We start from the raw sequence: 24641 nt of genomic DNA, 5'->3' as shown, positions 1-24641 counted from the left end.
CTCGGGGTGGGAGACACCACTCGTCCGGCCGCGTCGTCCACGGTCTCGATGGCATCCGCACCGACGTAGCCGTGGATCAGGTATTGGAGACGGGGCGCTGCCTGTGGAAGCGATGGTGCGAGCACCCGGCGTACCGGCCGCACGATCTTCTCCTGGGCCTCGACGCCGGCGGCATCGTGCCGACGATCGCGGTGGCCTGGGCCAGCGGTAGCCAATATCGGCTCGCCTGGAAAGTCAACCTCGACCTACCCGGGAAGCTCGTGTTCCACGAGCCCCATGCCCGGCGTCTTGAGGTCTTCGCCTACGGCGACTTCGAAGGACTGCGCGTCCTCATCGTGGACGACGAGATCACCACCGGACTCACTCTGGCCAACCTCGTCGAGGCGCTTCGTGCGGCCGGCGCCGACATCACCGGCGCGCTCTGCCTCGTCGAAGACACCGCCGGCGAGGGCCGACAGCTACTCGAAGGCAACGGGGTCCCGCTGTGCGTACTGACCACGCTGTGACCCTCGTCGAGGAACCGGTGTGCCACCGCGGCGGACGGTGCGTCGTCCGGCGTGAACAGGCACCGCTCGGCCGGCTCCTGCCGTATCGCCGGGCCAACGGAGAGATCCCATCCCGGCGGGCACTCCTCGACGCGGTTCGTGAGAACGGGTGGCGCGTCGACTTCGGCTCTCGCGGACTCGGTGACCTGCTACTCGGTCTCGCCATGGCGCAGGCGCTTCACGACGCCACACACGATCAGTTCGAAACCCTGGAGTACGCGGGCAGCCGAGCGGACCTGATCGCCCGCTGCACCCTTCCAGTCACGGTCACGGACGGCAACGGGCACCAACTGGGCACGCTCGGCAGCGATGACGCCTTGGAATTCGACGCGGTCCCGGAATCGCCCCCTACGCTGCTCGACCTCATTGACGCCCACGTCGTCGAGGTCCATGCCGCGCTGCCGATGCGCTACTACCTCGACATCGAGCAAGCCCTCGGCGTCAGGCTCCCCGCATCCGACGACCCGTGCCCGAGGTTCCGGTCGACCGTCACAGCGCCACAGCCAATGCACGTGGTCTTCGTGGCCACGACAAGTCGCCCCGACCGCAAGGACTACGGCATCGATAACTTCAGCGCCGTCGCCGAACACCTGACGACCCGCCACTCGGGCGCCTGGCGCTTCAGCCTGGTGACACCACCGGGCCACCAACCTCCGGCACCCGTAGGGCAGATTGAGGTACTTCATTCACCAACGGCGGTCGACTGCATTGACCTCTTCGCCACCGCCGAGCTGGTCATCGGCAACGACACCGGCCTGACTCATCTCGCCGCGCTCACCATCCGACCGAACGGCAACCAGCCGCACGTGGTCGGCCTCTACGGACGGCACGGCTACGCCAAGTGGATCACCGGATCGCCGCACCACCACGCGGTGGCCACCCCGTTCTCACACCTGATGTCGGTCGCCGATGCGTGTCCCGTGCGGGACTGCTACGACGACACTCTCTGGTCCACCGCGAGCGACCTTCGCGCCATCCCCGTCAAGGACATAGCGGACTTCGCGGGGCAGTGCGCTGGTTGGTGGCCTCGATGATCCGGGTCGCCCGCTACCGCCGCTTCACCATGAACCGCACGTTCCACCTCGACATCGGCCCGCACCGCCTCTTCGCCAAAGTGAACCCGAACCCCGTGGAGGCCGCCGCCGAAGCCGCCGGATACCAACGAATCCGCCACCATTACCGGGTACCAGGGCTGCATTCCCAACACCGCATCGGGCACTGGACCCTCACCCTCTATGACCGCCACCAACCCGATCTCCCGGACACGGGCCTGCTCCTCGACGCTCTCACATCGACCGACCCCGACAGCGCGGCCAACCTCGATCGCGGGCTCGACGCGATCTTTCAGCACTACCGCCGGACCATCGACGCGACCATTTGGCGCGTCGCCGCCTCGCGCACCAACAGCAAGCTCTACCGCGGCCGGGCCCAGGCAGGCGGCAGGCTGGACCACTACTACGGCCACGACCCGGTCGTGCTCAAACTGGCCGACGCCGACGGTCTCCGACCCTCCGAGCTGCGAGAGACCACCCTCATGGTCAACGGACAGCCCCGACGGCTCGACCTCCATACCCTCGTCAGCGAGCTACGCGACGCCTTCCACCCCGACGAGCAGGTCTGGGCCGCGATGACCCAGGGCGACCCCACCGACTTCAATATCGGCCTCGACGCCGACAACCAGCCCGTCTGGTTCGACTACGACACCGCAGGCCTCAACGCTCTGCCCGGCGAGATCGCCTGCTTCCTCTGGTACCAGAGACTGCACGGCGCCTGGCTCGTCCCTCACTACAACAACGGCGCCTACGCCGACCACAGGAAGGCACTCGCCGAAGCTGTCGAGCCCACCGTTCGGCTCAGAAGACTTTCCCACCGAGTCGTCGGCATCGACTACCAGCACCAACCATCGCCGGCCCGGCAGCAAGCCATCACCCGATACCTCACGGCGCTCGCCCGGCCGCTTGCACTCTCCGCCGCCACGGATCTGCTCGCCTGGATACGCCCATACCTCGCCATGCGAATCCTCGCCGTCTACCCACTACAGCTCCTGGAGCCTCGCGACGCCGCTCTGTCGCTGGGCCTGCTCGCCGACCTTTACGCACCCGACGCGAACCTGGAGCAGATCCTCGGACTCACCACTCAGGCGCCAGCGGAACCGCCCTCATGAGCCGCCCCATCGCCGTCATAACCGGAGCAGGTACGGGCATCGGAGCGGGCATCGCCGCCCAACTGCCCGCCGACTTCGACCTTGTCCTGACCCACCGCCACGACGACACCGACCTCGCCGCGGTCGTCGAGGCCGCCCGCCGCCACGGCGCCCAGACCCACACCATCACCGGAGACCTGACCGCCGCTGCTACCCAGAGCGCACTCCGCGCCGCGATCGAGCAACACGCCGCCCGACTCACGGCCCTGATCAGCAACGCCGGAGCGTACCCCCGCATCCCTTGGAGCCAGACGGACCCCGATGCCCTTCGCGACCAGCTCGAACTCAACCTCGTCACGCACGCCGCTGTCATCCGGGCCGCCACGCCCGCCCTCATTAACAACAACTACGGGCGCATCGTCGCCGTCTCCTCAGTCATGACCCAGATCGGACGCGTCGACCTCGCCGGCTACATCGCCGCGAAAAGCGGCCTCGAAGGACTCGTCCGCGCGCTCGCCCGCGAACTCGGCCCCCACAACATCACCGTCAACACCGTGCGGCCCGGCTCAATCGAGGTCCCCGCGGAGCACCACGTCGTACCCGACCACGACGCCATGGTCCGACGCCAGCTCGACCGACAGTGCATCAAACGACGGGGCCAACCCTCGGACGTCGCCGCCGCCATCGCGTTCTTGGTCACCCCGGAAGCGGGATTCATCACCGGCCAGGCGATCAACGTCGACGGCGGCTGGCACCTGTCATGACCACCCTCTGGATCCGCCACGGAACCAGCCTCGACGGAATCACCCGACCCCACGCCCATGCCCGACCCGACACACCCCTCACCGCGCGCGGCGCGGCACAAATCGCCGCCACCGCTCACACACTTCGTGACCGCGGTGCCCGGCCCACAATCGTATTCACCAGCCCGCATCCGCGCGCCACCACGAGCGCGCAGATCCTGGCTGCGCTGCTCGGCGTGCCGCTCGCCGATCCCAACCCGCTGTACGCCGAGTGGCGTCCACCCGACTGCGTCCTCGGCAAAGGACCTGACGAGTACCCACTTGAGTACCAGACCTGGCGCAGGGACCGGCTCCGCGACCCGGACTCGGCCCTGGCCGGGGGCGAGAGCCTTACAGCGCTTTACGAACGGGCGATGGCCGCCGCGGCGGTCCTCGGACCTGCGGTTGAAGTAAACGACGCCTTGATCGTCTCGCACCGAGTGCTCATCGGCGCCGTCGCAGCGATCATCGCCGGAGCGAGCCGCCCCCAGGACGTGTTCCAAGCCGCGCGCCGCTTCACGCTCGCACCGGCAGGGATCTGGCCCGCCTTAGCTGAACTCCGATAGCAAGGCATCGGTGTTCGCGAGGATGAACTCCTTCAGGGCCTCAGGCTTCAGATCCACCTCAGGAAGGCGGTCGAGGGCCACTCGGTCCAGGGCATAGCCACCACGGCCCGGATCAGTGAACTCCGCACCCGTACGGGCGCTCTCGTCTACGCGGGTGAGCCGGCAGGAAACGAAGTGCTGTACGGACACCCCCTCGCCCGACGGTGAGCTAAACAAGAACACCTGGCTGAGCCGCTCTGCCTCCGCACCCAACTCCTCCTGTAGCTCACGTCGCAGTGCTGCATCGAGGGATGCGTCCGTCGGCTCAAGGCCGCCACCGGGCGCAGTCCAGTAAGAGGCCTGGCCAGGCTTCGTCCTCTTAATCAACACCAGCTGATCGCGGTCGTCCCACAGGATCGCCCGTACCGACCGACGCACGACTTCACGCATGTAGACCCCAATCAGCAGCTGCCCGAGGCGCGGGCGAATCGAAGTTACACCGTGACGTCGTGCGAGCACAAAATGCCACATTGTGATCCGCAGGCGTGACCTCACCGAGTGAGGTGTGGGAGTCGGTGCAGGAAGCGCGGGGGCTGCTGAAGGCCCTCAACTTCGACGGCGAATGGGGCAAACGCTCCGCACTCGTATTGCACGCTCTGCTGGGGCTGCTGCCCGACGAGCCGTGGTCGCAGGCCGCTAATCCGACCCCACGCACTGTGGAGCTCCTACCGCAGCGCTGTCGACACGAGCATCAGGAGCACCTCATCGACATCCCAGGACAACTTCACGCATACGCCGCAGCGCCCGCCGAGGCTGCGCTCCGCGAGGTTAGTGACGAGCGCAGGACACCACCGGAGTGGCCTTCAGCGGTAGCGGCCGAACGTGAGCGATCGTGTCCGCCATGATCGACGGACTGTCAACCGCTGTCGCGCTGGTAACGCCACCGCTGCCAGTCACCACCGCGCTCATCGCCGGCGTGGCTCTCACGCAACGCGCCCAGCGCCGCCAGAACGAGGCCGCCCGCGCCGCCGCCGTTCGCGACCGCGCCGAAGCCGCGACCACCGAACTGATCGTCGCGGCCACCGAACTGCACATGGCACTGGTCGCCGAACAACCCCGGTGGAACGACTGGCAGCCACGGCTGCTCACCATCGGTCAATCACTGCTGGAGTTCTTCGCTGGCCGCGAGGCCACCGGCGACGCCACCGGCGTCGCCCGAGCCGGCAGCGTCGCCGTGGACTGGAAAATGCGCAACCTTGCCTGCGGCGCGACGTTCCTGCGCGAGCCGTACGTGCGACTGACCACCGCGATCAGCCGTGCCGCCTTGCTGCCCGACGCCGACGTCGTCGCTGCGGCGATGCGTACCTCCGAGGCCGCCATCGCCGTCATGACCGCCTACGGCACCGACAATCTGTACCGGCCCCGCGCCGCAGCCGCCGCTCGCGCCACCGCCACCACCGCACTGCACGAAGCGATCGCCGACCTCATCACCACCGTCCAACGACACCTTCACCCCGCCGACCAGCCACCCACACCTCGGTGGCGGCGAACCCTGAACCGACGCGAGTGACACCCGAGTACTGCTGCTGTACGAGACCGACGGGTCGCTGAGTGGGTCTCGCTACCGCGGCGAGCCTCAATCGCGGACTGCCGACCGAGACGCCGCGATCAAGGTCGCCCCGCTGCGAAGCCTCGCGGCAACATTTAATTGCTTGATCAATGCCTACGGATAGCCGTCGACCGCATTGCGGCGATTAGGTGCTGTACCCAGCGAGACCTGAGTTCCCGGCGACCACGAGCGCATCGATCAAGGCCTGCCATTGTGCGAGTGTGTCGTGCTCCTCGGCTGTTGCACGAACCGCAATCAGCCATTCGTTAGACGACGTCGATCGGTTGATCGTGACTCGGCCATCTTGAATGCACAGGCCGGCAACCCAGGCGATCCCCCGGGTGGCTTGCTCTGAGGCCGGCAGCTTACGGACGAGCCGGATGAGCGCATCGAGACAACGCGCTTCCCCCACACCGACGGGAAGCCACCGATTCACCAGGTCTGTGAGCGAAGGGGGATCAACCCAGTCGATGGGTGGGCCAGACAATTCGTTGTACAGCCCCTGCGTCCACGACAGCGGGTAGGGCAACAGAGCGGCCGCAGCCCAGGCTCCCCAGGTTCGCTCACGGTAGACGTTAGGCTGACCCTCGACGTATGTGAGGGCATGAACCAGCAGGCCTGGCCATATATCTTTCGCCGCCCTGGCCAGGGCCGCGTTCTCGGCGCCGGCCGCTGCGAGTCCATGGAGCATGTGCATCAGCAGCCCGGCGTCGTGGCGCAGAACGTCGAGGTAATCGATGATCGGGCGCGGGTTGGCGTCGGCCGCATAGGACTGCAGGAGAGAGCGCGCCGCGACGAGCGCGTGCGTCCCCCGATGGTCGACGTTCCAACCTTCCTCCTTATGCCGGACCATGGCGCGCCGCTGGACGGCTAGCAAATCGGCGAGAAGATGCTGGGCGTCGTTGGTGACGCAGTGGCTGGTCGTTGCCGCGACACCCAGGGCGCGGATCGTCGGGTCGAGGACGGGGATGTCGATCGATTCGCCGTCGAGTTCCTTCAGGCGCGCGGTAACATCGCCCTCGATCGTCACCCGAGCGGTACGTTGGGTGTCGACATTCCAGGGCCCGATCTCGGCACCCCGTGCTGTTTCAAGGACCCACGCGAGCGCAGTCGTGTGAATGCACTCACCGTCGGTACAGGGTGATGCCCACACGATGTCGCAGCCGCGGCACAGGAAGAGACGGGTTTCGATCGGAGCTTTACCGGCTAGGGCGAGCCCGACCTTGGCTACGTCGGCGACTGCCACCTTGGCCTCGGTCAGCACGGGTGCGAGTTCTGGCGTGAGTAGGGCGGGGAGTGCGCGGGCGGCGGACCGGTCGGCGCCGAGGTCGAAGTACTGGCCTTCGTCGCGTAGGTCTGCGGAGTCGAGGAATGTGGCGGCGACTGCCATCACTACCCCGACGGCGAACGCGCCCTTGTCGCCGAGGGCTTCAGGTTCCCCCTTGGCGGCGTGCTCGATGGCTGTTCGCACGACCTGCGCGACGGCGTCGTGCGGGCGCATGTGGTGTTGGTGGGCTTCGAGTAGCGCTTGCGCAGCGGTCAGGTCGTCTGCGATCTCTGCGGCGGTGGGTGGCTCGTAGCCGTCGCCGGACCTGGCTGACGCCCAGTAGCGGTTTTGGAGGCGCAGGACTACGTGGTTCTGTTCTTGTTGGGCGATGATGTCGGCTTGGGCCGCGATGACTTCGGGCGGTGGAACGACCTCGAGGTATAGCTGATCGCCGTCCAGGGTGAGCCGGTACCGGGTTTCGTCGAAGTTGGCCGCCCAGTGCAGGGTCTCGTCCGGTCTGAAACCTTGCCGGCTGCCGTTGGCAACGAGTTGTTCACCGATGCCGCGTAGTTCCGCGCGGCGTGCTTCATGGGCATGGGTCATGAGCCAGACGGCCACTTGCTGCGGGGTCCAGCGGCGGCGCTCCGGGTGTGCGAGGTCGTCGGAGGGGGACGCGTGGAACCCGACATGTTCGTTGATTGTCCGGCTGAATTCAAGCAACCAGATGGTGGGCTCGGCGAGGAATCGGTCGAGTTGGTTGTCCGCCTTTTCGATGTTGCGGGCGAACAGCCCGTACAGCATTCCCGGAACCGCGAGGTTTTCGCAGCCGTCGAGGAGACGCTCGATGATGAAGTCTGGGGCGGCTCCCGAGTCGAGTAGTTGCTCGGCGAGGTGTTCCATGGCTTGCAGCGCGCTCATGCAGGGGTACGGGCCGTTAGACGTTCCTCGATACCACGCCCATACCTGGCCATCACCGATGTACCGGCGGGGCTGGCCGGTCAGATTCAGCGTGACAACCCAGGACTCATCGTCCGTCTCTGCGCTGGTATCCAGCTCCTCCCCGGGCGCAGCCATGCCGCGACGACGGTTCATTTGTGAGGTGATTTTCACGCGGACTCGGGCGGCGTGGTTGAGCACGTTGTTCAGCACTTGGGTGGATGTGGTAAGTGATGCGGTCCTGAGCAGCTGCAGAAACCCTCCGAACCAGTACGCGGCGAATGGCGGAGGGAAGTCCATCCAGCGCCCTTGGTGATCGCGGATACCTTCGCCGTGGTCGCCCCACCGGTCGTCGGTGTCCTCGTCAATGTAGTAGGCCTCGGTAAGCCTGGCGAGCAGCTCGGGGTCATGCCGGGCGATGCTGAGCGCGCTGACGGGTGCGTCGACCGCTGGAGCAAGGTAAGCGGGTGCATCTTCGGCCAGCGTCTGCAGGCAGGTTTCGACGTCGGTGTTGATGTCGGGCCCGAGCAGTGCCAACGTCTCGACGAACTCGTCGTCGGTGACCCGGTAGTCCAGGTTCTTCCGCTGTCGCCGGGGCCTTGCCCGGGTTGTCCAGCCGAGTACGTCGTCGTCGGTTGATTCTTTCGGCGGAAACCGCTCCCAGAAGTCCAACAATCGTATACGGAGCGCTTCGCGAAGTGCGTGGCCCGCCGGCTCGCCTACGACGATGAGGGCTTGGAGCCAGCTCGTGAGGACCTCGAATGCCTGCGTGGAGATGTTCCAGGGCTCATCGTGGTCGATTAATAGTCGTGCGACGGGTGCCCCGATCGACGGATCGATGGCCCCGTTAAAGGTGAACCGCTGCGTGATCACACGCAGCACGTCAGCCAGCTCGAGATTAGCGGGTTCGGCGCCGGTAGCGGCCTTGAGGCACTCATACGCGGGCGAAGTCTCCAGGACCGCCTCGATCGGAACATCTGCCCACCGGGAGCCATGTGCGCGGGCGAGATCCTTGAAGCCCGAGACCAGGGACTGGAAGGTCTGCTCGGGCTGGCGTGCGGGGTCGACCAGGTGACCCTTACACGCGAGGGCGACGGCAGACAGCGCCGATCGCGGCACCCCGGCGGCGTTGAGCGTGCCGACAATCTGTTCGGAGCGAAGGAGGTAAATGGCGGTCGCGTAGCGGCGTACTTCGTCGTGTGCGAACTGTGGCTGCCGGCGGTAGACGTTGTGGGGTGCCAGGAGGTGGTCGGCGCGTAAAGCATCGACCGCTGAGGCTTCGAAGATGCTCGGGCCGACCATCCTGTCGGGACCAGCGAGTGTGAATGCTGCGAGCGCGAGCAAGACTTCTTCCCGCGCCTGTGGTGACCCGTGGCCGGGGCGTCCGTCGCCGCGGACAACCTTGCTCCAAATGACCTGGAGGCAGTCCCATTCGCTCATTGGCCCATCGAGGGCGACGCCGGTTCGCGCGAGCAGGTCGAGCACGACCAGGCGCCTGAGCAAGGAGGCGCCGGGCAGGTTTCGCAGCAGTCCGCGTAGCAAGGGGAAGCGTTGCGCAACTTCGGCCAGGTCGGTGTCGTCCAGGGGTGCGACGTGGAAGGTCTGAGCGGAACCTTGCCATGCGATGGTCAACTGCTCGCGGACGAACTCTGCTGCAGGGTCGGCGGCGACTGCGACGATTCCCATTCCGGCCGTCGAGGCGGCGGTGACCAGATGGTGCAGCAGCCTGGCAGATCGTTCGTTCGCTGCGTCGGCGGCGTCGATGACGAGGACCCTGCGTGGCGCCGAGAGTTCGGCCATCACCTGGCCGAGCGGTGTACCGAGCAGGTGTTGGAGTTCGACGCCGGTGTTCGGCAGCTCGCGGAAGTTAACGACGACTGCTTCGAAGGCTCCGGGCTCGGCAGTCTCGAGTTCGGCGACGGTGGACAGGACCAGGGCACTCTTGCCGGTTCCCGAGGAACCGGTGACGACCAGCGCGCCGTGGTCGGAGGCGACGCGCCGCAGTTCGGCGGCAAGATCCGCGCGTCTTTCGGCGAACGGCAGCGCAAGCTCCGTCGCGCCACCGGTGCCGGCGCCGGCACCGGCGCCGAGGCTGCCGCGAACGGTGCCGAACGCCATGATGCGATACTGGTGCAGGATGTTCCAGGCCTGCTTGGTGCGCGTGGCTGGGGCGTCGATGAGCAGGTGGGTGTCGGCTCGCAGCAGGTTGAGGTCGACCACGGCTCCGAGAACGTCGTAATCGCCGGCTTTTACCTCGAGACGGTCACGCAGGCTGACGCCGTCGGCATCCTCGGCGGCAATGCCGTCCAAGGAGCTGGCCACAGCGGTCCAGTCGGACTCATCTGGGCTTTGTACCTTGAACCCGAGGATGTGCAGCCGTGTTAGGAGAGCCCAGGTCCGCTCTCTCACCTCGGTGTCATCGGGCTCCTTCCCGAAGGGCTTCGCGACCATCCGACGCAGGTGGAGGTAGCGGGTGCGTGCGGGTTGCGACCAACGGCCATCTGTCTCCAAGGCGGTATGGAAGGTGTTGGCGTCGCCGTTCGCCCGGGCAAGGTCGCACAGCTTGGCAACCTGTTCCCATTCGGGCTTCCACCCGGCGACCGCGACGGCGACGCGTCCGTCGGGATGGGCGGCCACCTCGTCGAGCAGCGACCCGACCAGCTTGACGGTCTCTTCGTGACTGGGGACGAAGTTGGGCGTCGCCCGGCAAGCGACGGCGAGTTCGATGTCGTGATCGCCCGCGACGACGAGCAGGTCGTCGGCCGGATGCTCGGGCCCGGTCTGGAACGCGAGCGATCGGACCGGGAGCTCGCCCGTTTCTCTCCGGCGGCTGCCAGTGAGCATGCTCGCGAGGTAAGTGGCGGCCACGCGGCGGGCGAAGGAAACCCCTCCTCCGCCGGTGGAGTACGTGTTTACGCCAGTCCGCGTCGACGCCTCTGCGTCCGCGGGACCCTCGTTCGAGCTACTCATCACATCTCCGGCGTTGCGCTTGCCCCGGCCGGTCGCCGGACCGCGTCGCACCACTCTAGGGCTGCTGACCGACACGAACCCGGACGGACGACCTCAAGATTGATAGCGCCATCGAAATCTCCACCCGCAGCTCCGGACGCCGTTTCCGCCTGCCACTTGACAGGAACCACCGACATATCAGGGCCAGCTGCGTATGGACCTTGGCGGCGGCCCAGGCCGCCGCCGCAGGGCTTGTCGTGCAAAACCCGGACAAACCCGACCGGCCCATCAAACTCGCCCCACTGGTGCTATCAGATCAGCGATCCCGCCCTGGCCGTTATCCGCTCCTACAGCAGCGACGAGTTCGACACCACCATCAGGAACTACCTGATCGACCTCCCCGGACAAACTGGACGCCTATGCCGCGGAGAGGAAGATGCGCCGTATTCCTGTAGTGCTGCCCGGCGGCCGAGAGGTCACTCTCAGTCCCGGCGGCCAGAACGAACTCCTCGACGTCATGATCAGGGACTTCTGCAGCTACTTCACCCCCGGCGGCGTCGTGCTCTACGTCGGCGATGCCGGGGACAAGTGGTCAGCCTTCGAGGAGAAGGCTCTCACCGACCTGGGTGTGGTCCTCGACCCCCACGGCAAGATCCCCGACCTGATCGTGTACATGCCGGACAAGAACTGGCTGGTGTTGCTGGAGGCTGCCCCCAAGCATGGACCTATCGATGCCAAACGACACGCCGAACTCCGCACTCTCTTCGCTGGCAGCACCGCAGGTCCTGTCTTCGTCACCTGTTTCCCGACCAGACAGAACGCGCGGAAATACCTTCACCAGATCGCCTGGGAGACCGAAGTGTGGTGTGCGGACAACCCGACCCACATGATCCATTTCAACGGCGAGCGGTTTCTCGGCCCCTACCCACTCGAAACGTGACCTTGTCCTGAACCGCTACGGGCCGTGGGCGAATCCGGATCGGTGACTAGGTCCGGAGGGCTTCGTGCCGGTCGGCTGGATCATCCGTTTCGGTCTCCCGGATCAGTTTGTCGAGTTCCCTCATTGCCCGTAGTCGTGCCGGAGCATGTCGACGAGGGCCATCCAGTACGAGCGCTAACTCAGCCGTTAGCGCTCGAACGATCCGAGCTTGGTCGTTCTGCGTTCGTCGGGACCAGGCAAGGCCTTGAATACACAAGATGTACCGTATGACCAAGTCTCGAACCGGACCCGGATATAGGCCCCCGTAGCGGCCGGTGTTCTCAAAGAGATGCTGAATTTGGTCGCGCATAACTTCGTACTGTTGCCGACGTCCCTCGAGGAGGCGCTGGCGCATATCCGCAGGTGTGCTTGGTGGTAAGTGCTCAGTAAGGAAAGCGGCCGGCAACGCGATTTTGATGATGGTTGCGAGGAGTTCGCGTCTGCCGCGCATGCCCTCGAGAATGCGGTCCTTGCGTGCTTCTAGCCACGGCTTGGCCGTATATTCGATGGCCAGGGTGGTGAAGACTGCTGCGGCGACGGAGGTTGCGACGGTATCCCAGTTGATGTTTGCCACAACCTAAGTTTGCCTGAGGCGGGGGCCTGCATCACATCGGGGTCATTGAGCCGAACTATCCGTAACTGATAGTGAAGAGTCTTCTGGCTTGCGCTGGGCCGGGCTGATTGCCTCTTCAGCGGGCCGCCGCTGTCGTCTGCGTGCCTTTACCTGTTTGGGGACATGGATAACGGTGATGTACGAGACCCGATCCGCAGAAACGACCAAGCGGTCGAGATTGGGTAGAGGGTGGGCAGTCGTCTCATTTGCTGAGGTAATTCGGATGGGTCTTTCCAGAGCGACGTCGCGGCACCCTTCCTGGTTGTCAAGCGCGTAAGAGTGCAGCTTGCCTTCAACTAGACGTCCATCATCAAGATGCAGCCCAATATAGGGCACTTTGTCTGCTGGCCGATCGCCGAGGCTGTGAACCCACACATTGCCATGGCCTTTGAACTCGGCGGGCCGGCGCAGCCGGTGGAGGCTGAAGAGCCCGTACGCGATGAGCAAGGCCACCACGAAGACGAGAGCTACGCTCCACGCTGCTGGCCGGGGGTGCGCTCGGAGGTAAGCGTCCCCGCCGACCGCCCAAGCGTCGACGTTGAGCGTGAAGGGCAAGAGACGGTGAGGTGTAAGTAGAACCGCCAGTGCAGCTACACCTGATGTGGCAACCCCGACGGCTAGTACCTCAAGAAGCTGATGGAGGCCACCATAGGTAGCAGGAGGGCGTAGGCGTTCGACTAATCGCAGATATAGCCATCCTGGTACGAGCGCGAGGATGATCAGCAGGGCGCCGAGGGTGACCGGCGGCAACATCGCTAGTCGCTGGCGGTAGGAGCGCTACTGCTGGGGCTAGCGGCCGAAGAGCCACCAGAGCCGTTGGAGGCGGGTGCTGGGCCGGGGGATGCAGCGGGATTCATCGAGGCAGACGGTGGGTTGAAGTCTGCGGCCATCGGAGTGAGGATCACCTGCGAACCGTGCTTGAACTCGCCCTCGCCGAGGCTTACGGGGTTGGGTCTGGCGTTGCTCTTGTCATCGGCCATGGCGATGATTATGCCCTTTGAGTAGCCGGGTTTGGCGCTCCGACCCGCGCACGTCTCGGCGACAACATCCCTTCCCGCTGCCTGCCGCATCCCATGTGGCTCGGACCCGACAGGCTGAAGTCACCTCCAACCGAGCCCAACAACCCAGACCCATGGCGCGCATGAGCGCGAACCTGGAGCGACAGGAGATCGCATGCCCGGGCCCTAATTGTCACGGACGCGCCAGGCAGCCCCCTCGAAGAGCTCATGCATTGCGAGCTCAGGGACGGTGTTATCAGCGCCTGTCAGCTTGGATGGTTCTTGAGCGGCTCCTCTGCCATGGCTACCGCTGACTCCCAACCGGTCAATGAGTCGGCTTGCCATCCTCGTGATCGAACGGCGACGTTAGTAGCAACGGCCATCAACGAATCACGAGCGTGCCGCAAATTCCTAAGGGGCTCCTTCCACTTAAAGCTGCTTGACCAGTGAGCGGAGGTTGCGGTGGATGCTGGTCGCCCGGCCTAGCCGCCGAAGCCCATTTGCGATGTGGGAAATATGTGCACGCTCACCGACGACGTGGTCGCAATAGCCCGCTGCCGACGTAAGGTACATCATGTCAACGAGATCGTTGTCTAACCAACGGAGGCGCTCATCTGAGAGCTTCTCATGAATGACTTCCCGAAACAGTCCTAGAGCCGGCATGTCTCTTAGGTCCTCCTCGCTATGATTAAGAGTCCAATTGGACATCTCCTCCGGTGTAATGCCAGCACGGTGTGCTTCCTCAGGAAGCTCTCGCCCCAAGTCGGCGATGAACTTCGCATGCGTCCTTCGGCGCTTCAACTCTTTCCCTTTTGGGTTGCTCTTCAAGAATGTCGCAAATTCCTGGAATCCGGATGCCCATCCTGGTGCAATGGACATAGGGATATGTTCCGCGTCGAGCACTGCATCGAGAATCCCTCCGATGCACCGAATGGCATGGACAGCCCATTGGGCTTCGGCTGGTAGATCCGCGCCGACGTCTGGAAGGTCGCTGCCTCGGCCGGAGTGGACGGCGTTCGGCTCGAGGGTGACTGCCGCCGGAGGGACCAGGCAAAGGTGACGGTATCGTACGGTCAACGCCTGTCGTATTTCAAACCGCCGAAGATCTAGCGGGTCACGCAGTTGCCAGCCCGCCGAGAGTTGGGCAATAGTAAGCGCCCGCCGGTAGCGCTGGTCGGCGTCGACCTGCTTGCAGGTTTCTGACAAGTGCGCAGAGGACATTGGCAGCACAACTTTCCGGGCCATCGCGAATTCAATGAGCTTCGCCGCTGCCTCGCGCTCCTGTTCGTTGGTGACCCGGTGTGGCTCGTGGAGCATATTGGCCAGGGCGCTCCAGTGATTTTGATCGAGATAGATCGTTGGTCTGCCGGCTAGGGGTGCGAGTTCGGTGGGCTGCGGTAGGTCGACGAAGATGTCGTCGCCTTGTTTTGTTCGCAGGTGCAACCGTGAAGACTGCGGAAGGTAGGTGGAGGAGGCGATTGCGCTGGTTGGCTCGAATACATCTCGCCCAAGCGGAGCAGTTGCGCTTCGGCCATCGGTGAAGGTGACGGACATCGTTCCGCCGCCTTCAAGACGCATTTCCGAGATCCCGTCGAAGGCCGAAGCGCTCACTGAGCATCCGCCTTATCTGATCGGTCGACGAGGTGAGCCACGTAGCTCAGGACCGCGAGCATCTCAAGCGCTTCACGAGAACTTGGATCCGGCCACCCTGGATGAGACACCACATTTCGCACACCCATAAAGGCGCCTCGGATCATCGCAGCGGCTCCCTCATGCGCTGACTTCCAAGTCTTCGAAGCCGAGTCAACGTCGCGCAGTCGAAGACGGGGCGACGCCACCGTCGGATCGCCAATAGAGAAGAGGCCAGCAAGGCCCTCGCCCGACACTCCTGGTCCGGCGATGCCCTGCAACAGGCCTTCGAGCGCTGTCGCACCTGTCTGCACCGCTGCGCGGAGGTGGCCGTCGTCCCACAGCTTGGCGGCGGCCCCCCAGATAGTTGGATGCAGCTCCGACGCCGACAGTCGAGGGCCCACCGGACCTATGATCTCGGCCAGTTCCTCCCGCTGCGCAAGGCTGGAGATCGCTTCGACGATCGCGACACGAGCCTGAGTAAACGGATGCCCTCCATACACTCCCTCTTCGTGCTCGACGACCTTCGCCGCCAACTGCACCTCACCCATCGCGACGATCACGTCTCGGGCCAACCTCGTCCGGGACCGCACCTCGTCGATGAGCGAGTCGACCTGCGAGTCGAGTGCGGGGTTCTCCTCCCCATACGGCTCTCGCTTTCCCCAGCGTCGGTCGTACAGGTCGCCCCACTGGTCGATGAGCTGAAGTACACCAGCAAGGCGTTCACGGGCGAGACTCTCGTTCACGCCGAGCAACGTATAGCAACGCTGCTGTGACACACGGCCTGGCTTCTATAGACACTTGACTACGGTGAAGAGCCAGGCGGCACGCGGGCTCGACACGTTGCGCGGCCTCCTGTCACCCGTCCACAGCGGGATCGAGATGAGAGAGCGATGAACGAAGAAGAGTTCCGCGAGGGGCTCCGCAGCGAGATGGCGCGGACAACCCCGCCACCACCATTGAGTACGGGAGCAGCGCTCGGCGCGGCACGGCGGACGTGCTTCCGTCGACGCGCTCTGTGGGCGTCCCTCGGATCGGCCGCCGTCGTGCTGGCCGTCACCGGCTTCGCGGCCGTCGCCACCCCGGACGGCCGCGTCTACCAACCGGCGGGTCAGGGGCCGCTGGGTTCTCCGGACACCAAGGAGCCGTGGCCGACCGGGCCGGACGGCCAGCCGCAGGAGGACCGGACCGCGCGGGCCGGATCCAAGTACGAGCAGGGAACTCACCTGCTCAGCGAGGCTGTCTCGGTCATACCTTCCGGCTACACCACGCCGGAGGACCCGCCGAACCAGTCCGCCGAGGAGCGGACGCTGCGGACCCACCAGGCGCAGTTCGAGGACAAGGTGGACGGCGTCGACGTGTGGAGCTACTCGTCCTCGGTGGCCGTGGCGCAGGGCAAGGGCACCGGTCGCGTGATCGTGGAGGTGCACGACGCCGGCAACCAGTTGCCGACCGAGCCGTGTGACCTGGCCCAGACCTTCTGGGGCATGCGGGGCGAATGCCAGGTGGAGACCGCCGGCACGACGCGGGTCGGCGTGGTGATCCGACCGACCGACGACGATCGGCTCGACCAGTGGTCGGCGTACCGGCACCCGGACGGCGTTGTGGTCTTCGTGGCGCAGACTGTGCGGCTGGACGAGAGCCGGCCAGCGTTGACGAAGCTGCCGTTCTCCGTTCCGCAGTTGGCCGCTCTCGCGGTCGACGAACGGTTCCACCTGAGGTGACTCGGCAACTCGGCCTAGCCGAGTGGGCCCAGGCGCCGCCGCCGCGCGGTTCACCTGGGCCTTGCTGTGTGTCAAGAGCCAGTCTGGTGACCCGTGCGCGGCCAGTCTTCCTCAGCGGCGCGCCGTGAGGGGCACCAGCACGAGGACGGCGATGCCCAGCATGGCTGCGCCGACAGCCCACCACCAGAAAAATCCCGAGAAGGCCGAGGCGACCAGGAGCCCCACGCCGAGACCGGCCAGCAGGCCGAGTGCGAACAGGGCCCGTGGCGGCAGGGCGAGGTACGGCAGGCGTCGTATCACCAGCACCTCCAACCAGGTGCCGCCCGCCGTCAGCAGCGCCGCACCGATTCCGTCCACTGCGGACAGCCCGTGACCCTCGCTGATGGGCACGAGAACCCTGCCCTCGTCACCGGCCGGGACGAAGAGGACCAGCACACCGACGACGATGAGCAGAGCGGCGGTGACGACCTGCCTGCGTGGGGCGCCCGCACCAACGGATGACATCGCTACAGTCTCGGCCGTCCGCCACCGTCTGCACAGGAGCCGTATCGGCGAACATCGAAGGTCTGGCGCCCGGGCCGGTGCGCTGTCAGCGTGGGCTGTCAGCCGCGCGCAGAGTCGAAGCTCTATCCTGCTCACTCCCGGACCGCAGGGCCAAAGGCGAGGGCCCGCCTTGAATCCATCTCTGGTCGAAGAGGCATGGCAGGAAGGACAGCACGACGATGGCACAGCACGTCGGCAACCCACGCGCACCGCAGATCTGGAGAGTCTCACCGCTCGGTCGATTCGGCGTACTCGCTCTGGTCCCTCTGGTCGGCCTGTTGTCGTGGCTGGTTCTCGGCTCCGTGCTCGCGAGCGCTCTCGCCATCGTCGGCGCGCTGCTGAGTTGGTGGAGGTTCGCCTGGTCTCCGGCCGTGATCCTCACGGACACCGAGGTGATCGTGCGGAACCCCAACGTCTCCCACCGCGTCGCTCTGCACGACGTGGCGATGGTGGATGCGGGTTACGGCGGCATGACCATCACGACGGCGAAGAACCAGCGTGTGGTCGCCTGGGCGGTCCAGAAGTCCAACCTCGCCAAGTGGACCGGCAGACACACCCGCGCCGACGATGTCGCGGCGTCGATCATCCAAGCGACTCGGCGCTACGCCGAAACGTCCTAGAGGGCAGCCGATCCCGCTCGGCGCGATGACGAGATGCGAAAGGCCCAGGTGCCGCGATCATGCGGTCTTACCTGGGCCTTCGTGCGTGGAGCGGGCGACGAGAATCGAACTCGCGTAGTCAGTTTGGAAGACTGAAGCTCTACCATTGAGCTACGCCCGCGTGCATCCCGCCGAAGCAGGACGCGCCCCTAGCGTACCCAATGTCGGTGCCCGACGCGTAACCGCGTCGCCGCCGCGCGAGGTCGCGTCGTCGGCGGGCCCGGCGGCACGGCGACCAAGATCCGCACAACATCCGGGATGTAGTGGCCTCGCCGTCCCAGGAGGCCAGAACATCCGTGACGTTGCGCGGATCTTGGAGCCGCCCGGCGGATCTTGGCGGCGAGCAGGTGGGGTGGAATGGTAATTTTCGGGTGATGTGTCCGGGTGGGGGATGCCCCGGCACCTACTGAGGCGTGGCGACGGCATAGACTGCACGTCGCCACGGGGTGTGGCGCAGCTTGGTAGCGCACTCGCTTTGGGAGCGAGGGGCCGTGGGTTCAAATCCCGCCACCCCGACTGTCGTCCGCGGCCGGGCCGCCCCGGGTGCCGCCCAGTGCGGCTCCCGGGCGATGCCGGAGCGTCAGGCCGGCTCGCCTACACTCGATGGGCTGAATCACGCCCAGACTCAACTGAGATCCGTCAAGGAGTACGCCTGTGAAGAGCACCGTCGAGACTCTGAGCCCGACGCGCGTGCGGCTCGCCATCGAGGTGCCGTTCGTCGAGCTCGAGCCGAGCCTCAAGAAGGCGTACCGGGAGATCGGTTCGCAGGTCCAGGTTCCGGGCTTCCGCCGGGGCAAGGTGCCGACCGCGGTGATCGACCAGCGGGTGGGCCGGGGCACCGTCCTCAACGAGGCGGTTCAGGAGGCCATCCCGGAGAACATCCTCGCCGCCGTGCGCGAGCACGACCTGAAGACGCTGGGGCGCCCGGAGGTCGAGATCACCGAGTTCAACGACGGTGACTCGCTGAACTTCACGGCCGAGGTCGACGTCCGCCCGGAGATCACCATCCCGGACGCGAGCACCATCGAGGTGACCGTCGACGAGCTGCAGATCGACGAGAGCGAGATCGACGAGCAGGTGAAGAACCTGCGGGAGCGTTTCGCGACCCTCAAGACCGTCGAGCGGGCCGCCGCCGAGGGCGACTACGTCCAGATCGACCTGAACGCCACCGTCGACGGCGAGGACGTGCCGGGCGGCCAGGCGAGCAACATCTCCCACGAGGTGGGCAGCAAGCAGCTCCTGCCGGGCCTGGACGAGGCAGTGGTCGGCCTCGCCGCCGGCGACGACACCACCTTCACCACCCAGCTGGTCGGCGGCGACTTCGCCGGTCGGGACGCTGACGTGGCGGTGACCGTGCGCACGGTCAAGGAGAAGGAGCTGCCGGAGCTGAACGACGAGTTCGCCCAGATGGCGAGCGAGTTCGACACGATCGAGGAGCTGCGCGGCGACCTGCGGTCCCGGGTCACCCAGGGCAAGCAGGTCGAGCAGATCTACGCCGCTCGGGACAAGGCCCTGGCCCAGCTCGTCGAGGCCGCCGACATCCCGGCCCCGGAGGGTGTCGTCCGCGAGGAGGTCGAGAGCCGCAAGCAGGCGATGGTCGACCAACTGGAGCGGATCGGCGCCTCCATGGAGGAGTACCTCGCGGCAGAGGACAAGACCGAGGAGCAGATCGACGCCGAGCTGACCGAGGCGGCGACCGAGGGCGTCAAGGTCCAGCTCCTGCTGGACACGCTGGCCGACGCGGAGGACGTGCAGGTCTCCGACGACGAGTTCGGGCACGAGATCGTGCACCGGGCGCAGCGCGCCGGGATGGCCCCGCAGCAGTACTACGACCAGCTGGTGCGCTCCGGCGCGGCCGCCGCGGTCTTCGGCGACGTGCGGCGGGGCAAGGCGCTCGCGGCCGTCATGGAGAAGATCACGATCAAGGACTCGGCCGGCAACGGGATCACCCTCGACGCCCTGCGCGCCGCCAACGAGGCGGAGCACAACCACGACCACTGATCGTCGGGTGCGGCCGGGCAGCAAGCACTGCCGGGTACGCCGGGCAGCAAGCACTGCCGGGTACGCCCGGAAGCCCGCGCCGCGGGTACCCCGACACAGCTGCGCTGAGAGCGAACACTGCCCCGACCGGGACTCTGCCGCCCCGCACAGCGGTTAGTGTCGGGAAAGACGGTACGGAGAGCGAAGGGCTGCCATGACCGACATGCACATCCCCAAGAAGTCGCTCCGGGCGATTGACGCGCGCGGTGGCGACTCCATTGGCAACCTCGACGACTCGGTCTACAACCGGTTGCTCAAGGAACGCATCATCTTCCTGGGCAGTGAGGTGACCGACCAGGTCGCCAACCGCATCTGCGCGCAGCTGCTGCTGCTCGCCGCGGAGGACCCGGACCGCGACATCAACCTGTGGATCAACTCGCCGGGTGGCTCGGTCTACTCCGGCATGGCGATCTACGACACCATGCAGTTCATCGACAACGACGTGTCGACCGTGGCGATGGGCATGGCTGCCTCGATGGGCCAGCTGCTGCTTTGCGCGGGCACCAAGGGCAAGCGGTACGCCCTGCCCCACGCACGGATCATGATGCACCAGCCGTCCGGTGGTCTGGGCGGCACGGCGTCCGACATCGCCATCCAGGCGGAGCAGATGCTCTACACGAAGCGGATGTTCCAGGAGCGGGTCGCGCACCACACCGGCCAGAGCCAGTCGCAGATCGAGGCCGACTCGGACCGGGACCGTTGGTTCACCGCCCAGGAGGCCATGGACTACGGCTTCATCGACAAGGTGATCATCGGGGCCGCACAGGTTCCGGATGGCGCCGGGACCCTGAGCTGAGGAGCTGACGATGACCGATCTGAGCCTGCCGCCCCAGTTCGCGGCCGTGCACAACCGCTACGTGCTGCCGTCGTTCGTTGAGCGCACGTCGTACGGGGTCAAGGAGTCGAACCCGTACAACAAGCTCTTCGAGGACCGGATCATCTTCCTCGGCGTCCAGGTGGACGACGCGTCGGCCAACGACGTGATGGCCCAGCTGCTGACGCTCGAGGGCACCGACCCGGACCGCGACATCATCATGTACATCAACTCGCCGGGTGGTTCGTTCACCGCCATGACGGCGATCTACGACACCATGCAGTACGTCCGTCCGGACATCTCGACGGTCTGCCTCGGGCAGGCGGCGAGCGCGGCGGCGGTGCTGCTCTCGGCGGGCACCCCGGGTAAGCGGATGGCCCTGCCGAACTCGCGGATCATCATCCACCAGCCGGCCACCGAGGGCGGCTACGGGCAGGGCTCGGACATCGAGATCCAGGCCCGGGAGATCCTGCGGATGCGTACGCAGCTGGAGGACATGCTGTCCCGCCACTGCAACCGCCCGATCGAGCAGGTTCGCAAGGACATCGACCGTGACAAGATCATGACGGCCGAGGAGTCCAAGGAGTACGGGCTGGTCGACACGATCCTGACCAGCCGCAAGAAGGGTCTGCTGGCGGCCAACGCCGCCCGCTGAGCTGTACCGGGTCAGAGGTTGGCCGGGGCTCCGTTCCCGGCCGACCTCTGACACACCCGTTTTGGGGGTCGGAGAATGCCCCGCCAGCGGGTAACGTCGGGTCCGTACCGCTTCGCCGGTTGGACCGGCGGCGCGAACTAAGCCGGGCGGCGCGCAACGTCCGCAGGTCAGGGCCGGGTCTCCGGCCGATGAGTGCAGGGAGAACGTAGGTGGCACGGATCGGTGACGGCGGCGACCTACTGAAATGCTCCTTCTGCGGCAAGTCGCAGAAGCAGGTCAAGAAGCTCATCGCGGGCCCAGGGGTCTACATCTGCGACGAGTGCATCGATCTCTGCAACGAGATCATCGAAGAGGAGCTGGCCGAGTCCGGCGAGGTGAAGTGGGAAGAGCTTCCCAAGCCGATGGAGATCTGCCAGTTCCTCGACACCTACGTCGTGGGGCAGGATCAGGCCAAGAAGGCGCTCGCTGTAGCTGTCTACAACCACTACAAGCGGATCCAGGCCGAGGCGGCTGGCGCGCCGGGCTCCGGCAGTGACGCCGTCGAGCTGGCCAAGTCCAACATCCTGCTGCTCGGCCCGACGGGGTGCGGCAAGACCCACCTCGCGCAGACCCTCGCCCGGATGTTGAACGTCCCGTTCGCCATCGCCGACGCCACAGCGCTGACCGAGGCGGGCTACGTGGGCGAGGATGTCGAGAACATCCTCCTCAAGCTGATCCAGGCCGCCGACTACGACATCAAGCGCGCCGAGACCGGCATCATCTACATCGACGAGGTCGACAAGATCGCCCGCAAGTCGGAGAATCCGTCGATCACCCGGGACGTCTCCGGTGAGGGTGTGCAACAGGCCCTGCTCAAGATGCTCGAGGGCACTGTGGCCAATGTGCCCCCGCAGGGTGGCCGTAAGCACCCACATCAGGAGTTCATCCAGATCGACACCACGAACGTGCTGTTCATCTGTGGTGGGGCGTTCGCCGGCCTCGACCAGATCATCGAGTCCCGCACCGGGCAGGGCGGCACCGGCTTCGGTGCCCGGCTCCGGTCGGTCTCCGAGCGGTCGACCGACGACATCTTCAGCCAGGTCATGCCGGAAGACATGCTCAAGTTCGGGCTGATCCCCGAGTTCGTCGGCCGGCTGCCGGTGATCACCAACGTTCGCAGCCTGGACCGTAGCGCCCTCGTTCGGATCCTCACCGAGCCGCGCAACGCCCTGGTCCGGCAGTACCAGCGCCTGTTCGAGCTGGACGGTGTCGAGCTCGAGTTCGACGAGCCGGCGCTGGAAGCCATCGCCGATCAGGCGATGCTGCGGGGCACCGGTGCCCGTGGTCTGCGGGCCATCATCGAGGAGGTTCTGCTCTCCGCGATGTACGAGGTGCCGAGCAACCCCGACGCCGCCCGCGTGCTGATCACCCGCGAGGTTGTCCTGGAGAACGTCAACCCGACGATCGTGCCGCGTGAGTTCACCGGGCGCCGGGCTCGGCGCGACCGCGAAGAGAAGTCCGCCTGATCCTTCCCGCATCACGCCGGCCGTTCGATCCTGAGCGGCCGGCGTGTTCGTGTTCGGCGCCGTTCGCCAGTGCCCACCACCCGTGCCGGCCAGACTGTGACGCTGTCCGTCAGAGCCCTCCAGCCGTACCCTTTGCTCATGCGTGTCGCCGTCTGCCAGTTGAACGCCCGGGACGACCGTAAGGCCAATCTGGCGGCTGCGGAGGCCCTACTGGAGCGCGCCGCCGCCGGCGGCGCGGATCTCGCCGTCCTCCCGGAGTACGTCGACTATCTGGGTCCTGCCGCTGGGCTGCCCGAACCGGAGCCGGTCGACGGCGAGGTGGGCAGCTTCTTCGCCGGTGTCGCGCGGCGGCTCGGGATCTGGTTGGTGGCCGGCTCGTTCCACGAGGCCGGCCCGGACCCGGACCACACCTGGAACACGTCGCTGGTCTTCGACCGTTCCGGCAGTCTGGCCGCGAGCTACCGCAAGATCCACCTGTACGACGTGGAGATCCCGGGTCGGGTCTCCTACCGGGAGTCGGCGAGTGTCGCGCCCGGGGTCCAACCGGTGGTGGTCGACGTCGAGGGGCTGCGGGTCGGCCTGTCGATCTGCTACGACCTGCGCTTCCCGGAGCTGTACCGGCTGCTCGCGTCCGATGGCGGCGCCCAACTGCTGGTGGTACCGGCCGCGTTCATGATGCACACCGGCCGGGACCACTGGGAGGTCCTGCTGCGGGCCAGGGCGATCGAGAACCAGTGTTTCGTGGCGGCGGCCGGTCAGACCGGCGACCACGAGCCAGGTCGCACCTGCTTTGGCCGCAGCATGGTGATCGACCCGTGGGGGACGGTCATGGGCCAGGTGCCGGACGGCCCGGGGGTCTCCGTCGTCGACCTGGACCTGGACCGGCTCGAAACGATCCGCGCCGAGCTGCCCAGCCTGGCCAACCGCCGGCTCTGAGCTGCCCGGCCCGGCCAACCGCAGGCTCTGCGTCATCCAGCCTGGCCGACCGCCGGCGCTGAACCTCAGTTCTCGAGCAGGACGCCGATCACCGCGAACCCGGCGATGGCCGCGGCGGTGACCAGCAGCGCCGTGGTCATCCGGGATTTGCCCCGTCGGGCCAGTCGTCCGACCGAGAGCACAAGAACGACCAGCACGACCGCGCCGATCACCACCTGCCAGAACGGCCCGATGAGGCCGAGCAGCGCCTCCTCGGCGAACACCCTGGCACCGTGCCCGGACTCATCCATGACTGACACTCTGGCACGTCGAGGCGGCTCCCGTCCTCGGCTGCGCCGGGGACCGGTCGGCGCTGTTCGCCCGAACCAGTGATGAACCCTGATTTGCCTTCTCCGGGCCGTCCGCGTAACTTTCTCTCTGCACGGGGGAGGCCGGACAAACTGGCCGAGAACGGGCGCCAGGCTCGTGGCGGGAACGCCGAGCGAGACTGAGGATCGGGCGGTGCGGAACACTCCGGAGACGGGGTTGCGAACGCGGAGCCGACCGGGTAGAGTGCTGAAGCCGGCAGGAGCCGGGCGGAGAGCCGCGAAGCGGTGATCGGCCGGTCTGCGGCTTCCCACGACAGAAACGAACGTCGGTAACGACGTGCGTCCTCGTGGACTCGAGCAAGCAAGGCTATCCGCATTATCTGTTGAAGCATGGCGAACCGCGAAATATCGGTTTGACACGGTGGAAACGAGCGGGTAATGTAGTAAAAGTGCCTGGCGCTG

At 66.1% G+C, this 24641-nt stretch carries 22 protein-coding genes and 2 tRNA genes; 15 read left to right on the top strand and 9 right to left on the bottom strand.

Annotation, left to right across the window (positions count from 1 at the left end; all coding sequences use genetic code 11):
- Window positions 1–71 precede the first annotated feature (71 nt).
- The 5 genes from MED01_RS14060 to MED01_RS14040 are packed head-to-tail and all read left to right on the top strand — an operon-like array spanning window position 72 to window position 4036.
- The gene (locus MED01_RS14060; protein ID WP_238669015.1) at window positions 72–506 is read left to right on the top strand and encodes a phosphoribosyltransferase; all 435 of its coding nucleotides are present in this window, start codon (window positions 72–74) and stop codon (window positions 504–506) included.
- Complete coding sequence (locus MED01_RS36095) at window positions 485–1579, top strand: glycosyltransferase family 9 protein (protein WP_238669014.1); 1095 nt, start codon at window positions 485–487, stop codon at window positions 1577–1579. The genes MED01_RS14060 and MED01_RS36095 overlap by 22 nt, the downstream gene beginning before the upstream one ends.
- On the top strand, window positions 1576–2709 hold the full coding sequence (locus MED01_RS14050) for a hypothetical protein (protein ID WP_238669013.1): 1134 nt from the start codon (window positions 1576–1578) through the stop codon (window positions 2707–2709). The genes MED01_RS36095 and MED01_RS14050 overlap by 4 nt, the downstream gene beginning before the upstream one ends.
- A complete protein-coding gene (locus tag MED01_RS14045) occupies window positions 2706–3452 on the top strand; it encodes an SDR family NAD(P)-dependent oxidoreductase (RefSeq protein ID WP_238669012.1) in 747 nt (248 codons plus the stop codon). The genes MED01_RS14050 and MED01_RS14045 overlap by 4 nt, the downstream gene beginning before the upstream one ends.
- A complete protein-coding gene (locus tag MED01_RS14040) occupies window positions 3449–4036 on the top strand; it encodes a histidine phosphatase family protein (protein WP_238669011.1) in 588 nt (195 codons plus the stop codon). The genes MED01_RS14045 and MED01_RS14040 overlap by 4 nt, the downstream gene beginning before the upstream one ends.
- Here the strand turns inward: MED01_RS14040 and MED01_RS14035 are convergent.
- The gene (locus tag MED01_RS14035) at window positions 4019–4465 is read right to left on the bottom strand and encodes an NUDIX hydrolase (RefSeq protein WP_238669010.1); all 447 of its coding nucleotides are present in this window, start codon (window positions 4463–4465) and stop codon (window positions 4019–4021) included. The genes MED01_RS14040 and MED01_RS14035 overlap by 18 nt on opposite strands.
- Window positions 4466–4916: 451 nt before the next feature.
- Here MED01_RS14035 and MED01_RS14030 point away from each other — a divergent pair, with 451 nt between their 5' ends.
- Window positions 4917–5585 (top strand): hypothetical protein, encoded by a 669-nt coding sequence (locus MED01_RS14030; RefSeq protein ID WP_238669009.1) that lies wholly within the window; start codon window positions 4917–4919, stop codon window positions 5583–5585.
- 184 nt (window positions 5586–5769) lie between these two features.
- Here the strand turns inward: MED01_RS14030 and MED01_RS14025 are convergent, their stop codons facing one another.
- Window positions 5770–10671, bottom strand: a complete 4902-nt coding sequence (locus MED01_RS14025; protein ID WP_238669008.1) for a P-loop NTPase family protein — start codon at window positions 10669–10671, stop codon at window positions 5770–5772.
- Window positions 10672–11212: 541 nt separating this feature from the next.
- On the opposite strand from MED01_RS14025, the gene MED01_RS14015 reads away from it, so the two are divergent.
- A complete protein-coding gene (locus MED01_RS14015; protein WP_238669007.1) occupies window positions 11213–11716 on the top strand; it encodes a BsuBI/PstI family type II restriction endonuclease in 504 nt (167 codons plus the stop codon).
- Between the two features lie 46 nt (window positions 11717–11762).
- On the opposite strand, the gene MED01_RS14010 is transcribed toward MED01_RS14015, so the two are convergent.
- The 4 genes from MED01_RS14010 to MED01_RS13995 all read right to left on the bottom strand — a co-directional run bounded on the left by MED01_RS14010 (window position 11763) and on the right by MED01_RS13995 (window position 15741).
- The gene (locus tag MED01_RS14010; protein WP_238669006.1) at window positions 11763–12329 is read right to left on the bottom strand and encodes a hypothetical protein; all 567 of its coding nucleotides are present in this window, start codon (window positions 12327–12329) and stop codon (window positions 11763–11765) included.
- Between the two features lie 42 nt (window positions 12330–12371).
- Window positions 12372–13121 (bottom strand): DUF6338 family protein, encoded by a 750-nt coding sequence (locus MED01_RS14005; protein ID WP_238669005.1) that lies wholly within the window; start codon window positions 13119–13121, stop codon window positions 12372–12374.
- Window positions 13122–13795: 674 nt separating this feature from the next.
- Complete coding sequence (locus MED01_RS14000) at window positions 13796–14977, bottom strand: hypothetical protein (protein WP_238669004.1); 1182 nt, start codon at window positions 14975–14977, stop codon at window positions 13796–13798.
- Entirely contained in the window at window positions 14974–15741 is a 768-nt protein-coding gene (locus tag MED01_RS13995) for a TIGR02391 family protein (RefSeq protein ID WP_238669003.1), read from the bottom strand. The genes MED01_RS14000 and MED01_RS13995 overlap by 4 nt, the downstream gene beginning before the upstream one ends.
- A gap of 147 nt (window positions 15742–15888) precedes the next feature.
- On the opposite strand from MED01_RS13995, the gene MED01_RS13990 reads away from it, so the two are divergent.
- Window positions 15889–16719, top strand: a complete 831-nt coding sequence (locus MED01_RS13990) for a hypothetical protein (RefSeq protein ID WP_238669002.1) — start codon at window positions 15889–15891, stop codon at window positions 16717–16719.
- Window positions 16720–16830: 111 nt separating this feature from the next.
- On the opposite strand, the gene MED01_RS13985 is transcribed toward MED01_RS13990, so the two are convergent.
- Window positions 16831–17223 (bottom strand): hypothetical protein, encoded by a 393-nt coding sequence (locus MED01_RS13985; RefSeq protein WP_238669001.1) that lies wholly within the window; start codon window positions 17221–17223, stop codon window positions 16831–16833.
- Between the two features lie 218 nt (window positions 17224–17441).
- Between MED01_RS13985 and MED01_RS13980 the strand changes: the two genes are divergently transcribed.
- Window positions 17442–17882, top strand: coding sequence for a hypothetical protein (locus MED01_RS13980; protein ID WP_238669000.1), 441 nt, complete (start codon window positions 17442–17444; stop codon window positions 17880–17882).
- Between the two features lie 86 nt (window positions 17883–17968).
- On the opposite strand, the gene MED01_RS13975 is transcribed toward MED01_RS13980, so the two are convergent.
- Window positions 17969–18042: transfer RNA gene (locus tag MED01_RS13975), tRNA-Gly, on the bottom strand.
- Between the two features lie 321 nt (window positions 18043–18363).
- Here MED01_RS13975 and MED01_RS13970 point away from each other — a divergent pair.
- The 6 genes from MED01_RS13970 to MED01_RS13945 all read left to right on the top strand — a co-directional run bounded on the left by MED01_RS13970 (window position 18364) and on the right by MED01_RS13945 (window position 23871).
- A tRNA-Pro gene (locus MED01_RS13970) sits at window positions 18364–18437 on the top strand.
- A 138-nt stretch (window positions 18438–18575) separates the two neighbouring features.
- Window positions 18576–19922 (top strand): trigger factor, encoded by a 1347-nt coding sequence (gene tig / locus MED01_RS13965; protein WP_145789660.1) that lies wholly within the window; start codon window positions 18576–18578, stop codon window positions 19920–19922.
- Window positions 19923–20115: 193 nt separating this feature from the next.
- The gene (locus MED01_RS13960; RefSeq protein ID WP_007464111.1) at window positions 20116–20757 is read left to right on the top strand and encodes an ATP-dependent Clp protease proteolytic subunit; all 642 of its coding nucleotides are present in this window, start codon (window positions 20116–20118) and stop codon (window positions 20755–20757) included.
- Window positions 20758–20767: 10 nt separating this feature from the next.
- The gene (locus MED01_RS13955; RefSeq protein WP_030333536.1) at window positions 20768–21430 is read left to right on the top strand and encodes an ATP-dependent Clp protease proteolytic subunit; all 663 of its coding nucleotides are present in this window, start codon (window positions 20768–20770) and stop codon (window positions 21428–21430) included.
- Window positions 21431–21639: 209 nt separating this feature from the next.
- Window positions 21640–22935 carry an ATP-dependent Clp protease ATP-binding subunit ClpX gene (clpX, locus tag MED01_RS13950; RefSeq protein ID WP_030333537.1) on the top strand — a complete coding sequence of 432 codons (1296 nt, stop codon included), beginning with the start codon at window positions 21640–21642 and terminating at the stop codon, window positions 22933–22935.
- Window positions 22936–23073: 138 nt separating this feature from the next.
- Window positions 23074–23871 (top strand): carbon-nitrogen hydrolase family protein, encoded by a 798-nt coding sequence (locus MED01_RS13945; RefSeq protein ID WP_238668999.1) that lies wholly within the window; start codon window positions 23074–23076, stop codon window positions 23869–23871.
- Window positions 23872–23936: 65 nt separating this feature from the next.
- On the opposite strand, the gene MED01_RS13940 is transcribed toward MED01_RS13945, so the two are convergent.
- A complete protein-coding gene (locus tag MED01_RS13940; RefSeq protein ID WP_238668998.1) occupies window positions 23937–24161 on the bottom strand; it encodes a hypothetical protein in 225 nt (74 codons plus the stop codon).
- Window positions 24162–24641: the final 480 nt, after the last annotated feature.

Origin of the sequence: Micromonospora alfalfae, from assembly GCF_022230925.1 — a bacterium.
GTDB classification, from domain to species: Bacteria; Actinomycetota; Actinomycetes; order Mycobacteriales; family Micromonosporaceae; genus Micromonospora; species Micromonospora alfalfae.
Note: the sequence above shows the minus strand (reverse complement) of the source record. Positions and strands in the feature narration are given on the sequence as shown.

Bases quoted from the DNA above. Each gene is read 5' to 3' on its own strand.
- MED01_RS14025 (WP_238669008.1), bottom strand. From the start codon at position 10,671: ATGCTCACTGGCAGCCGCCGGAGAGAAACGGGCGAGCTCCCGGTCCGA.
- MED01_RS14040 (WP_238669011.1), top strand. From the start codon at position 3,449: ATGACCACCCTCTGGATCCGCCACGGAACCAGCCTCGACGGAATCACC.
- MED01_RS13955 (WP_030333536.1), top strand. From the start codon at position 20,768: ATGACCGATCTGAGCCTGCCGCCCCAGTTCGCGGCCGTGCACAACCGC.
- MED01_RS14015 (WP_238669007.1), top strand. From the start codon at position 11,213: ATGCGCCGTATTCCTGTAGTGCTGCCCGGCGGCCGAGAGGTCACTCTC.
- MED01_RS14005 (WP_238669005.1), bottom strand. From the start codon at position 13,121: ATGTTGCCGCCGGTCACCCTCGGCGCCCTGCTGATCATCCTCGCGCTC.
- MED01_RS13945 (WP_238668999.1), top strand. From the start codon at position 23,074: ATGCGTGTCGCCGTCTGCCAGTTGAACGCCCGGGACGACCGTAAGGCC.
- MED01_RS13940 (WP_238668998.1), bottom strand. From the start codon at position 24,161: ATGGATGAGTCCGGGCACGGTGCCAGGGTGTTCGCCGAGGAGGCGCTG.
- MED01_RS13985 (WP_238669001.1), bottom strand. From the start codon at position 17,223: ATGTCATCCGTTGGTGCGGGCGCCCCACGCAGGCAGGTCGTCACCGCC.
- MED01_RS14045 (WP_238669012.1), top strand. From the start codon at position 2,706: ATGAGCCGCCCCATCGCCGTCATAACCGGAGCAGGTACGGGCATCGGA.
- MED01_RS14035 (WP_238669010.1), bottom strand. From the start codon at position 4,465: ATGCGTGAAGTCGTGCGTCGGTCGGTACGGGCGATCCTGTGGGACGAC.
- MED01_RS14050 (WP_238669013.1), top strand. From the start codon at position 1,576: ATGATCCGGGTCGCCCGCTACCGCCGCTTCACCATGAACCGCACGTTC.
- MED01_RS13960 (WP_007464111.1), top strand. From the start codon at position 20,116: ATGACCGACATGCACATCCCCAAGAAGTCGCTCCGGGCGATTGACGCG.
- MED01_RS13990 (WP_238669002.1), top strand. From the start codon at position 15,889: ATGAACGAAGAAGAGTTCCGCGAGGGGCTCCGCAGCGAGATGGCGCGG.
- MED01_RS13980 (WP_238669000.1), top strand. From the start codon at position 17,442: ATGGCACAGCACGTCGGCAACCCACGCGCACCGCAGATCTGGAGAGTC.
- MED01_RS14030 (WP_238669009.1), top strand. From the start codon at position 4,917: ATGATCGACGGACTGTCAACCGCTGTCGCGCTGGTAACGCCACCGCTG.